Genomic DNA, 12,612 nt, shown 5'->3' with positions numbered 1-12,612 from the left:
ATTAATTTATCTTGATATAAGGAGGTGCCCTCTATGAGTAAACACAGAAAAACAATCGTTGTTCGTATCAGACCTGGGCAAAGGGTACTTGTAATTGCTAAAAGAAGACGTCATCATTCTTAATCAGTCTAATATCTTGCAAGCTGATAGGATGACTATGTAAAAGGCGTCCTATCAGCAATTATTAGTATTTTTAGAATAGGTGATTTTAAAGAGTTGCATACAAAAAAGAAACTTGACGCCGATTTGGCGTCAAGTTTCTTTTTTTACGAGTGTATTACTTATCATGTACTCTCAATCAATTATTTATGGCTTGCTTTGTAATCAAGTGCACGAAGTGCTAGTGTAATCGCATCTGCACGAGTAGCTACTTTTTCAGGACCAAATGTATTATTGCTATATCCTACTACTAAACCATACTTAACTGCTGTTGCTACATATGCTCTTGCATAAGCAGGAATGTTAGACGCATCAGCGAAAGTTAGCTCATCTTCTGAAACAAGTTCTAGACCTAACGCTCTAACAATCATAACCGCTGCCTCTGTACGTGTAATGTTTCCAGTAGGACGGAATGTATTATCGTTGTAACCAGTCAGTATACCTGCCTCTACTGCTTGCTGAATAAACTCTTTAGCCCAACCTTGAATTTTATCCGCATCAGCAAATTTCACTTCACCTTTTGCAGCTTCAAGTTTCATCGCACGTACTATAATGGCAGTAAACTCAGCACGATTAACTTCTTGATTCGGTTTAAATGTACCGTCAGTATAACCAGTTACAAGTTTTAATGCTACTGCACGTTCAATCGCAGCTTTTGCCCAACTATTATCAATATCTGTGAACTTAGGAGTAGGATTTGTTGACCCACCATTATTACCGTTTGACTCTCCACCGTTAGAACCTGTACCTGTGTCAGTTCCAGTTCCTCCTGGTTGTTCAGTACCAGTTCCTGGTGTAGTCGGATCACCTTTGCTGTAGCCTTCATCTTCCCATTTGTCTACTTTAGACGGAGAACCGAATCCAATAGAAATGTCATGAGTTGTATCATAAATTTCTACCCCATCAAGTACAGCAACAACATGAACACTTCCGGATAATAATCCCGTTAATGAAGATACTTCAAAGCTGTAACGAGCAACATCATCTGCTTTATATCTTTCAGCAACTGATGCCTTCTTGCCATCAACTTCTAGAGATTTAATCATCGAAGCATCAGTCATAAGGACATATACTTTCAAACTATTTTTAGTAACTTGTAGGCGAGCATCAGCAGCTACATAGCCATTCATAATTGAGATTTCTTTTCCGTTAGCTGTATATACAGTTAGTGGAATTGTATATTTACCAACTTCTAACCCAGATCCTTCATGAATTTCAACATTTGTAGGAGGTGCTGTTGTGCCGTTTGCTGCAATTGCAGCTGTTAAAGCTGTAGTTTGAGCGTTCAATACCGCTTTACGAGTAAGTAGATTATCTACCTTCTTCGCATTCGCAATTGCTGTAACTAGTGCTTCTTTTTTGTTAGTAACCGCTTCTGCTGTTGTAATAGCTTTTTTCAACGCGACACGATCTGCTGCAATTGCATCTTGATTAATTACAAGATATTGTTCAGTTGAACTTGCCCCATCAACAGTAACACTAAATGAACTTAGTAAAGGCTCAGTTGTACTTGATATTTTATAATCATATGTGTTTACATTATTTTCACCATATTGCGATACAGAACCTGCTTTGCCCTCAACAGTGAAAGTAAGATTTTTTGTCGGTTCATTTTTAATTGTAATACGAAGATAAGACTGACCATCTACTTCGTATACTTTTACATTTGAAAAATATTCATTAAACATAGTATTATAAAGTTCCGTTAGATTAGAAGATTTTACATAATCGATCGTCGTTACATCTCTTAATGAACTTATAATTTTATTATTATTTGATACTAGCTTATTTAAGCGATCAGCATGAAACTCTAGCTCAGCTAAAATAGTAGCGTTATTCTCAGCAGCATTCTCAGCTTGCCCAATTGCCGTTACAAGTGCAATATCCTTACCTTCAACAGCTTTTGCAACTTCTAGTGCTTCATCAAATACTTGACGATCTTCATTTGTAATAATTAAATTAGCGGAGATAGCAGCATTTAGATCTGTAGTTGCTGCGATCAGTTCAGCTTTACGAGTAATTAAATTACTTAATTTCATTGCATCTGTTAACGTTGCTACCAATCTTTTAGAAGCTTTTCCATCTTTTTGGATAGCTGTTGCTGCTGCAATAGCATTTTTCAACGCGGTACGATCTTCAGTAGTTGCATCCTGGTCAATAACTATGTAATGATCATGCAAACCAACGTGAGTACCAACCTTATAGCTAAGAGAACCTAAAACAGGCTCTTCTATACTAGATATCTTATAATCATAGACATATACATTTGTTTCAACAACTTGCGCTACTGCACCAACTTTTCCTTCTATCGTAAATGAAAGATTTATTGACGGATCAGTTTTCATAGTAACACGAAGATAGGACTGCCCAGCTGCTTCGTATACTTTTACATTTGATAAATACTTACTAAATGTAGAGTTAAAAGATGTTATTAAATCAGATGATTTTACATAATCAATTGTAGTTACATCTCTTAATGAATCTTTAACTTCTTCATTAATTGCTACTAGCTCATTCAAACGATCAGCATGAAACTCTAGCTCAGCTAAAATAGTTTTTTCATTCTCAGCAGCTTTTTCAGCCTGCTCAATTGCTGTTACAAGTGCAACATCCTTATCTTCAACAGCTTTAGCATTCCCAAGCGCTACTTCAAATGCTGCCTGATCTTCATCTGTTATAATTAGATTAGCGGAAATAGCAGCATTCAGATCTACAGTTGCAGCTATCAGCTCAGCATTGCGTGTAATTAAATTATTTACTTTCTTGGCAGCCGTTAGCGATGCTAACAATTTTTTAGCGGCTTTACCATCTTTTTCGATGGCAGTTGCTGCTGCAATAGCATTTTTCAATCCGGTACGGTCTTCTGCAGTTGCATCCTGGTCAATCACGATGTAGTGATCATGCATACCAACGTGAGCACCAGCCTTATAGCTTAACAGACCCAATACAGGCTCTTCTATACTAGAAATCTTATAGTCATATACATATACATTTGTGTCAACATATTGCGCTACTGTACCTGCTTTTCCTTCAACTGTAAAAGCAAGATTTATTGACGGTTGAGCTTTCATGGTAAGGCGAAGATATGATTGACCATCTGCTTCATATACTTTTACATTAGATAAGTAACTACTAAAAGTATCGTTAAATGAAGTAATTAAATCAGATGATTTTACATAATCAATCTTTATATCTCTTAATGAATCTAATACGTCATCATTAATTGATACCAGTTCATTCAAACGATCAGTAAGATCTACTAATTGCGGAAGCGAACTATTTTCATTTTCCAATGCCTTTACAGCTAACTCTATTGCTGTTACAAGTGCTATATCTTTTTCCGTTACTACCTTAGCTTCTTCAATAGCCTCTGATAGCAAATCCCTTTCATCAGACGATGCTGCATAAACGGGTAAAGCACTTATAAGCATTGCAATAACAATAACTAATGAAAGCTGTTTGTACCATTTGAATTTCATTTCTAATCTTCTCCTCTGAATATCATGTAGTGAATTCTACTGCTCAATCAATTCATCCAACTTCTTAGATAAGAGCTGGTAAAATAGTTTAAGCTATCGAATTCCTGATTAATATAATTAATGATTATCATTCTCACTGATGACTCAAAAAAATATTAGCCGTGAAAACTGCTAATTGAGAATTTTGAGAATAATTATCATCCTCAGTGATAATATCCCATAAACTTCTCTTCCGTCAATACTATTTTGAAATATTTATGATAATTCTCTCATTTGTCAAATTTTGTCCATATTCTAAAATTTTTCTTTCATTCCATCTAAAAACTATTGACAATACAACCTTTACTATTAAAGGAATCTTACTTCACACGATCAGAAATAATTAACTACTCCAAGTTACGCATAAGTCCAGAACATCTAAAAGAGCAACAAAAAAACCTCTTCAAGCTAAGCTTGAAGAGGTTTGGATTATTCAATGAAATTGCTACATAATAGTGTAAATCTGATAAATTAAATGGTGCCGAGGACCGGAATCGAACCGGTACGGTAGTCACCTACCGCAGGATTTTAAGTCCTGTGCGTCTGCCAGTTCCGCCACCCCGGCGTAGTACTATGTATACAATATTCAATTGAAAAATCAGTATTGCAAGTAAAAAATGGTGCCGAGGACCGGAATCGAACCGGTACGGTAGTCACCTACCGCAGGATTTTAAGTCCTGTGCGTCTGCCAGTTCCGCCACCCCGGCAAGGGTATGTAACTAATGGTGGGCCCTGAGGGACTCGAACCCCCGACAAATCGGTTATGAGCCGACTGCTCTAACCAGCTGAACTAAGGGCCCTTGATAATATAATGATGACTCATTATGTCCAAAGGTTGGTTGCGGGGACAGGACTTGAACCTGTGACCTTCGGGTTATGAGCCCGACGAGCTGCCAACTGCTCCACCCCGCGTCATTGCCATTTCTTACGTTATCGCAACGGCGACATGTATTAATATACAACATCCGACTATATTACGTCAAGCATTTTTTAATAATTTTTATTTTCTTTATTTTAAAGCATAAAATTTAACAGTTTTGTTATGTTTTATTTTGGTTTGTTTCATATACTATATTAATTTACGGGATTTATTTAATAAATACTTTACACCATACCTTCCCTTTAATGATTTAAAAATTTCAATTTCTTGAGGACAATCAAGACCATACATCCAATAGTCATTCTCCATTCTCTGCACGACACAACTAGCTTGAAATTTTGATTCATATAATCTAATCCAATATATCCACATCTATTGTTACCTCCTAAAACTTTTCATTTCTCCTTGATTGACTTCCTAGTAACGAAAAGTTGCTTCGGAAGCATGAGCCAAAGATAACGATAGATTACCCATTATTAACAAAATCATGCAAACACAAAATAATCATATTATCTTTATTACTATTTTATAAATATTAAAAAATCCCCTCATAGTTAACAGTGATGAGTTCAACTTTCTCGAACTCTATCTACACCGCTTTCTATAAGGGGACAAAATTAGTTAAACAGCTTATTCCTCAGTCTGAACTTTATGTGGAGCTCTAATCGTAATCTTCTCACCATCAAATTCCATTAATACTTTATCTTTAATATCCATTGATTTCAAGTATTCTCTCGGAACTTGCAGACGACCAACTTTATCTACGACCACATAAGCAACATGCTCATTTTGTGATGTATGAGCTGATAGCGATACAAAACCTTCCCCATGCGATCCGATCTCTGGATTATGTTTTACAAACTCCGTACTTGTTAATCCGTCTCTGATCGCAACTACGCGGTCAACTTGACTGGCCAAAGTCATATCATGTGTAACGATAACAATCGTGACACCGATCTCCTTATTAAGCTTACGGAAAATATTCATAATCATATCTGATGTCGCTGTATCTACCGACCCTGTAGGCTCATCTGCTAATAGAAGCTCTGGACGATTAGACAATGAGATTGCTATTGCCACACGCTGCTGCTCACCGCCTGAAAGCTGGTGCAGTTTATTATGAATTCGATGTTTCAAACCGACCCATTCTAGAAGTTGCATCGCATATGCACGATCCAACTTTCCAGAAAGCATCATTGGCATTTCAACATTTTCTAATGCAGTTAAATAAGGTAATAAATTTCGTGCGTTATTTTGCCAGATAAATCCGACTGTATCGCGTTTGTAACTTACTCGTTCTTCCTCAGTCATCTTCAGTAGATCCCAAGGACCAACTTTAACTTGACCTGCAGACGGACGATCTAAGCCACCTAGCGTATTTAAGAGCGTTGATTTACCACTACCACTATTTCCGATAATAGCCATCAATTCGCCCTTCTCTACGGTTAAGTTCAAGCCCTGTAGAGCGACAACTTCCAAGTCGTCAGTTTTATATATTTTTACTAAACCTTCACAATAGATCATGATTTATCGCTCCTCTCCCATTTTCACAGCTTGATGCACTTTAAGCTTTTTGATATGAAGGAGTAAGAACGTCGCACCAATTAACATCATCACAAGCACGACTAGCATCAATTGATTCGTATCGCTAGCTTGGAAGATAACGCGGAATGGTGGAACCATTTCTGAGGCATTGTCTGCTGATTGTAAAAATGGTAAGAAGATGTAGCTTACAACTTTTCCTATACCAAATCCAAGTCCAATTGCAAGTCCAGCAGTTAAGATTTGTTCAATTAGCAACATGCTAGTTAACTGTGACTTCGATAGTCCCATGGCACGAAGTACACCAAATTGAACAACCCTACCTGACAAATTGAAGAACCAGTATAGTAGATAACCTGCTAAAGTAACCGCAATCGTAACGAGGAATCCAAGACTTAAAATTCCAAATACGCCACCTCTTGTCGGTAATTTCGATTGAATAAGTAGATCATTACGTACATCTTTCCATGTAACTACATCTAATTTATTCGCAGCTAGATTTTCAAGTAATGGAGCAACAAGCGCATCGGGCTCCATCTTTACCCATACTTCATAAGGAATTAGAGGTAATTGATCATAAATATAATCCAAGTTAGCGATTAAGAATGGTTCACTATCTGGATATAGATTAGGCCAAAACGGTACGATACCTTGCACAGTAAACTCTAATGTTCCATCTGTGAAACTAACAGAAACGATATCTCCTAACTTAAGTTGATATTTTTCAGCTATATTTTCAGGTATAAGTGCACCATGCTCAGCCAATCCAAGGAATGATAAGTAATATGCTGGATCGACATCATATAAATCTTCTCCGAACCAAGCTACATCATAGAAATCTTTATTATCAATTCCCATAATCGTACCTTTACCAACGGTCTTACCCGATACTATAATATTGTTTTTTGACTGAAGTACCCTTGTTGCATTTTCTACGCCAGGACTAGAACGGAATACTTCGAATGGGGGTTCTGTATACAGTAATTTTTGAGGTTGGTTATTGTTCCCACCGCCTCCGCCGTTTCCACCACCGTTTCCGCCGTTACCTCCATTATTACCTCCGTTATTACCTCCGTTATTACCACCATTATTACCGCCATTGTTACCTTCATCAGGTTTGGTAGTAGTAATTTTTTCGGGTATACCACCCCAATTGGTTTGTATAATAACATCAGCACCATTTTTGTAAAGAGTTCGTTCCGTCGAGTTCAAGTCTATCGTCCGAGCTGCCGAAGCATTATAAACTCCTAGACCGATCGTTAGAATTAGTAGTGTCATCAACGGATAGTAACCTTTAGATGATCGAGATAATTGTGTTAACGTTAAGTAAGAAGATACAGGTAAGTACCTCTTACCCAGCCAATTGCAAAATGCTAATATCCAAGGGAAAATTCTAAGACATAGTAAACCAAGTGCAAAAATCGCTATCGCAGGTACAAAGAATAAAAATGGTTGTATCTGCATTTGATCACTTGAAACGCCTGAATTAAGCGTAAGTAGTTGGCGTTCATTGAATAAATACCAACCGTAGACGGTAACAAGTACCAATATGATATCAAGATACCATTTTTGCCAAAATGGCTTTTTATCAGATCGTGCTAAGTCTTGCTTGTAACTAACAATTGAAGCTCTTGCGTACTGTACAGCAGGTATAATTGTCGCTAATAATGCGACGATAACAGCTATAACGCCTGCAATTATCGTTTCAACTGAAAATCCTATCGTAATTGATTTTCGATTGACAAAGGATAAAAATCCGTCTGCAGAACCAATACTTTTTGACATATACCAACCAATTAACGGTCCGATAACGAGAGCAACAATGCCGAGCATTATACTCTCTACAACATACATCCCTACAATTTGCCTTGTTCCAGCACCTCTACTACGAAGAACAGCAATATCACTGCGTTGTTTATCTAGCGATTGTCTCGCATTCATCATAATGAAATAAATAACCATTGCAAGCATAGGAGCAGCTAAAGTAAATAACATCGTTTGTAATTCATTACTTTGCTTACGGAATTCTTTCAGCGTCTCTGCGAATGACTGCTCTACTTTCGTATCTTTAAGTCGTTGGTACAATTCAATATCCAGACGATTTAAAGTGGATGCCAGTTCATTAATTTGACTGCTCTTTATTGTAGAAAGATCAAATGAATAATACCAAGTTGCAGACTGTAAAAAGATATTTTGCTTTTTCAATATTTCTTCTTGAAATAATTTTTCGTCGACAAATAATGTACCGAATTGCGATTCTATACCTTGCGCCCAATAGGCATCTGAGACATCGAGTGGTGACACAATACCAACGATTTGTACGACGATTTGTTTGCTATTATCTGCACGATAATAGAATAGATCGCCTACATGTACATCATTACGGTACATGCCTTCCTCAATCATTACAGCTTCCAAAACACCTTTGTCGGTAAGCTTGTCACTGAACCATTGACCTTGAACAAGTTCATTTTGATCTTTTAAACCACTCATTGATTGAATACTCAATGAACGTGTGCGACTCGCATCGACCTTATCAGGAAAGACAGGAGTTACATTACTTGGTCGAATGGCGTATTGTTGTACGAAAATATCATGTGGAAAACCAATCGTTTTAGGGATATTTTCTTGTATGTACTTCTCAACTGAAAGCAAACCATCCAAGTTATTCCCATTTGAAGGTACACCTTGATACTTCATCATTAATGAACCTGCAGGTTTACTTTCACTATCTACCTTCAATTGTTGTGCAATAACTCGTTTTAATGCTCCATCAGCGTACATTGGAATACTTGTGGCAAATGCGACAGCAACAATAAGTCCTAATAAAGTACTTAATGTTAGCCAACGAGTATTCCACATTTTACGGAAAATAAAGCGAAAGAAGGGTATACCCATATCTTATCTCCCTACTACTTTCTGACCAGGCGTTAAGCCTTGTAAAATTTCGACATCAGTAGGAGTCTGCTGTCCGACTTCCACGTCAACTTCTCGTTTCCCATCCTTGTCCACCACTTGTACGTAAGTTCGATTACCAATACTTCTTAGTGCGGACGGTGGGATTACAATTGCATCCTTTGTACGACTAGTTACGACTTTAATAGAAGCAGTAAGACCTCTAGCTGCGCCTTCTGGCAACTTATCGATCTGTACAATCATATAATCTTCGATACGATCAATGCCACTGGCAGCACCACCTGATCCTTCTCCACCTGAAGATGATTCCGTGGATTTGTTAGGAAGTTGCTTAATTTTCCCTGTGATCGAACCACCGTTACTGATAGATACGGTTGCTTCCATACCAATCGCTACTTTTTCTTGCTCAGTTTTTGTTAATTTAGCTCCTGGAACAAGTAGTGATGTATTCGCTACAATAGCAATTGGAGCATAAGCTTTAACAAGATCACCTTTTTTCACAGTAAGCGAAACAATCGTTCCTGAGAACGGCGCAGTAATTGCACCTTTTGAAATTTCAACTTCCATATCAGATAGCTTCTGTCTTTTTTCTTCAAATGCAATGCGTTGAGATTCATAATCAGCTTGATCCATCTCATCTCTTGTACGAAGTAACTCCTTCATCGCCAGTTCATCGCGTTGGAAAGCTAACCTTTCAAGGCGTAGAGTTTTTTGCAGTTCACTTACATCAAGTTCTGCAATCAGTTGTCCAGCAGTAACGGTATCACCTGACTTTACATATACATCTTTTACATTGAGATCACCTTTAGTGAAATACATTGTTTCTTCTTCTAATGAGATAATTTTTCCAATTAGCGTCACTGCCGATTCTAATGTTTTTGTAGCCACAGTATACTCTGGCTTTTGCGAGATTTTCGGAGGAATAATATCAGGTATAACTTCCTCTTCTTTTTCATTAGGTAATAGACTACAACCACTTAATAATAGTGCTAGAATAACCATTGATATACTTGCTTTACGAGATAAATTTGCCATCCACCATTTCATAAACATGGTCTGCAACCTCCAAAATTGTAGGATCATGTGTCGTCATACATATCGAAATTTGTTCATACTTAATAATACTTTGAAATAACGCCATTACCTGTGCTGACATCGCAGTATCTAGTTCAGCAGTAGGCTCATCTGCTAGTAATAGAATCGGACGATGTGCAATAGATTTAGCTATAGCAACACGTTGTTGTTCACCACCTGATAATTCGTAAGGACGGTGATGCATACGTCTTTCAAGTCCAACCAGTGTTAAGCATTCTTCAACGCGTTCTTTCCATTCTTTCTTAGGACGATTCGCCATCCTTAAAGAAAGTTCTACATTCTCATACGCAGATAATAATGGCATTAGTGCAAACGCCTGAAAAATAAAGCCCATTTCATTACGACGAATTAATGTCCTGGCCTTATCACTCAACGTATCGAACGGTTTTCCATTGAAATAAATACTCCCTCTACTTGGAGTATCTAACCCACCAAGACTGTTCAAAAGGGTTGTTTTCCCTGAGCCAGATCTGCCTTTTAACATAACAAGTTGTTGACGTTCAACTGTCATATTAAGTCCTTTTAGCACATGGAGCTCCTTACCGCCTACTTGAAAGATTCGCTCCATTTCTCGCACTTCTAATAGTGGAGTGTGACTAGACTCGACATCATTTTCTTGAATATGTAACTGTTCATTCATATAATCTCATGACACTCCTCACACTTATTCTACATTAGAGACGTTTTAGAGTTGGAAAAGGTTACAACTTTTTTATTATTTTCTAAAAATTTTCTCACAAAATTAATTTACTAGTAAGGATTCATAGATGCACGTATAGTAAATGCCCCACTTCCTCTTATAGTAACTGAAAAAAAGACATCATCATTTCATTGATGCTGAAACGATAATGTCTAGTAATATTGTCCTTGTTGCAGACATAATAACTAAATTCTAGTTACCGTATGCTTGCGGATTAGCTCTCCATGATTGAAGTGCTGCTACATCATCTTGAGCAATTTCGCCAGCGGCAACAGCTTGCTCAATTAATGCAGTATAATTTGAAATCGTTTGTAGTGGAATACCAGCTTCTGCAAAAGCATCGATAGCAGATTGGAACTGATAAGTGAAGATAGCCAATACTGCAAGCGGCTCTGCTCCAGCTTCACGAACTGCAAGTGCAGCCTTCAAAGAACTACCACCCGTAGAAATCAAATCTTCGATTACAACAACTTTTTGACCTGGAAGGACACGACCCTCGATTTGATTTTGCTTACCATGTCCTTTAGCTTTATCACGAATATAAGCCATTGGTAAATTCATTTTCTGAGCTACCCAAGCAGCATGTGGAATACCAGCGGTAGAAGTACCTGCAATCACTTCGGCATCAGGATACAATTCCTTGATCAAAGTTACAAATCCATCTGCTACTTTTTCACGAATTTCCGGATAAGTCATTGTAAGACGATTATCGCAATAAATAGGTGATTTGATGCCAGAAGTCCATGTGAATGGCTCATTTGGGCGAAGCGCTACTGCTTTAATTTCTAGTAATGATGTTGCAATATCTTTTGCAAGTTGTTCCAATGATACTTTACTCATATGAGATTAACTCCTCAATAATAGATTCAATTGCTGAACGCGGATCATTTGCGGCTGTAATAGGGCGACCAATGACCATATAGTCTGTACCTTGACGAAGAGCCTCACTTGGTGTCATGATACGCGATTGATCATTCAATGCTGCTCCTAACGGGCGAATACCTGGTGTAATCGTTTGGAAAGCTTGTCCACATGCATTTTTAATCGCAATAACTTCTGACGGTGAGGCAACTACTCCATCTAATCCTGCCAATTGTGTTAGCTTAGCGTATGAAAGCACTGCATCTTCAACAGTACCCGCAATGCCAATCTCGTCATTCATAACCGCCTGACTAGTACTAGTCAATTGTGTAACTGCAATTACGGTAGGACGTTGATTACTAGAGCTTGCTTGTTGCACTCCTTCGAGAGCAGCCTCCATCATAGCTCGACCACCTGCAGCATGAACGTTGAACATATCAACACCTAATGCAGTAATACTCGCTGCTCCACCTTTCACGGTGTTAGGAATGTCATGCATTTTCAAATCTAAAAACACGCGGAAACCACGATTTTTAAGCCCTTCTACAAAAGTGGGGCCTGCAGCGTAGTATAGCTGCATGCCCACTTTCATGTAGCAAGGAATTCCGTTCAATTGCTGAATTAACTGCTCCGCAGCAGTTGCACTTGGATAATCAAGAGCAACCATTATTTTCGAAGCCGCTTCTGCTTTTGTAAGTGACATACCTTGCCTCCTAAAATTTTTCGTGCAACGAAAAATTGCATCGAAAGCATAATCTAAACTTTTTGTTTTCTACTTGAACATACTTCTTAGTAACAAAAAGTTACTTCGAAAGCATGATCTAAAATTTTTCGCGCAACGAAAAATTGCATCGAAAGCATAATCTAAACTTCTTGTTTATTACTAGATGAATTTATCGCTACAACTTTCTTATAAGAAAGTTGTAGCGACTGTTTACATG

Annotated in this window: 8 protein-coding genes and 4 tRNA genes; all 12 read right to left on the bottom strand. The window is 37.8% G+C overall.

Features of this window, described 5'->3' with window-relative positions:
• Nucleotides 1-302 precede the first annotated feature (302 nt).
• Nucleotides 303-3,638: an S-layer homology domain-containing protein gene (locus NV377_RS13605; RefSeq protein ID WP_258199464.1), complete on the bottom strand. Its 3,336-nt coding sequence runs from the start codon at nucleotides 3,636-3,638 to the stop codon at nucleotides 303-305.
• A 515-nt stretch (nucleotides 3,639-4,153) separates the two neighbouring features.
• Nucleotides 4,154-4,242: transfer RNA gene (locus NV377_RS13600), tRNA-Leu, on the bottom strand.
• Between the two features lie 53 nt (nucleotides 4,243-4,295).
• A tRNA-Leu gene (locus tag NV377_RS13595) sits at nucleotides 4,296-4,384 on the bottom strand.
• 16 nt (nucleotides 4,385-4,400) lie between these two features.
• A tRNA-Ile gene (locus NV377_RS13590) sits at nucleotides 4,401-4,477 on the bottom strand.
• Between the two features lie 36 nt (nucleotides 4,478-4,513).
• Nucleotides 4,514-4,589: transfer RNA gene (locus NV377_RS13585), tRNA-Met, on the bottom strand.
• 157 nt (nucleotides 4,590-4,746) lie between these two features.
• The gene (locus NV377_RS13580; RefSeq protein WP_258199463.1) at nucleotides 4,747-4,929 is read right to left on the bottom strand and encodes a hypothetical protein; all 183 of its coding nucleotides are present in this window, start codon (nucleotides 4,927-4,929) and stop codon (nucleotides 4,747-4,749) included.
• 258 nt (nucleotides 4,930-5,187) lie between these two features.
• The gene (locus NV377_RS13575; RefSeq protein ID WP_258199462.1) at nucleotides 5,188-6,081 is read right to left on the bottom strand and encodes an ABC transporter ATP-binding protein; all 894 of its coding nucleotides are present in this window, start codon (nucleotides 6,079-6,081) and stop codon (nucleotides 5,188-5,190) included.
• A gap of 3 nt (nucleotides 6,082-6,084) precedes the next feature.
• Nucleotides 6,085-8,997: an ABC transporter permease gene (locus NV377_RS13570; RefSeq protein WP_258199461.1), complete on the bottom strand. Its 2,913-nt coding sequence runs from the start codon at nucleotides 8,995-8,997 to the stop codon at nucleotides 6,085-6,087.
• Between the two features lie 3 nt (nucleotides 8,998-9,000).
• Nucleotides 9,001-10,068 (bottom strand): efflux RND transporter periplasmic adaptor subunit, encoded by a 1,068-nt coding sequence (locus tag NV377_RS13565; RefSeq protein WP_258199460.1) that lies wholly within the window; start codon nucleotides 10,066-10,068, stop codon nucleotides 9,001-9,003.
• On the bottom strand, nucleotides 10,031-10,750 hold the full coding sequence (locus NV377_RS13560; RefSeq protein WP_258199459.1) for an ABC transporter ATP-binding protein: 720 nt from the start codon (nucleotides 10,748-10,750) through the stop codon (nucleotides 10,031-10,033). Before NV377_RS13560 ends, NV377_RS13565 begins: the two co-directional genes overlap by 38 nt.
• A gap of 252 nt (nucleotides 10,751-11,002) precedes the next feature.
• Nucleotides 11,003-11,650 carry an orotate phosphoribosyltransferase gene (gene pyrE, locus NV377_RS13555; protein WP_258199458.1) on the bottom strand — a complete coding sequence of 216 codons (648 nt, stop codon included), beginning with the start codon at nucleotides 11,648-11,650 and terminating at the stop codon, nucleotides 11,003-11,005.
• Nucleotides 11,643-12,374: an orotidine-5'-phosphate decarboxylase gene (gene pyrF, locus NV377_RS13550; RefSeq protein ID WP_258199457.1), complete on the bottom strand. Its 732-nt coding sequence runs from the start codon at nucleotides 12,372-12,374 to the stop codon at nucleotides 11,643-11,645. The genes pyrE and pyrF overlap by 8 nt, the downstream gene beginning before the upstream one ends.
• Nucleotides 12,375-12,612 lie beyond the last annotated feature (238 nt).

The sequence above is a fragment of the Paenibacillus endoradicis genome (assembly GCF_024721975.1).
This window is presented reverse-complemented; position numbering and strand designations above follow the sequence as displayed.

Excerpts from the sequence above, each read along its gene's own strand:
- NV377_RS13605 (WP_258199464.1), bottom strand. The coding sequence starts at position 3,638 with ATGAAATTCAAATGGTACAAACAGCTTTCATTAGTTATTGTTATTGCA.
- NV377_RS13565 (WP_258199460.1), bottom strand. The coding sequence starts at position 10,068 with ATGTTTATGAAATGGTGGATGGCAAATTTATCTCGTAAAGCAAGTATA.
- NV377_RS13570 (WP_258199461.1), bottom strand. The coding sequence starts at position 8,997 with ATGGGTATACCCTTCTTTCGCTTTATTTTCCGTAAAATGTGGAATACT.
- NV377_RS13575 (WP_258199462.1), bottom strand. The coding sequence starts at position 6,081 with ATGATCTATTGTGAAGGTTTAGTAAAAATATATAAAACTGACGACTTG.
- NV377_RS13580 (WP_258199463.1), bottom strand. The coding sequence starts at position 4,929 with ATGTGGATATATTGGATTAGATTATATGAATCAAAATTTCAAGCTAGT.
- pyrF (WP_258199457.1), bottom strand. The coding sequence starts at position 12,374 with ATGTCACTTACAAAAGCAGAAGCGGCTTCGAAAATAATGGTTGCTCTT.
- pyrE (WP_258199458.1), bottom strand. The coding sequence starts at position 11,650 with ATGAGTAAAGTATCATTGGAACAACTTGCAAAAGATATTGCAACATCA.
- NV377_RS13560 (WP_258199459.1), bottom strand. The coding sequence starts at position 10,750 with ATGAATGAACAGTTACATATTCAAGAAAATGATGTCGAGTCTAGTCAC.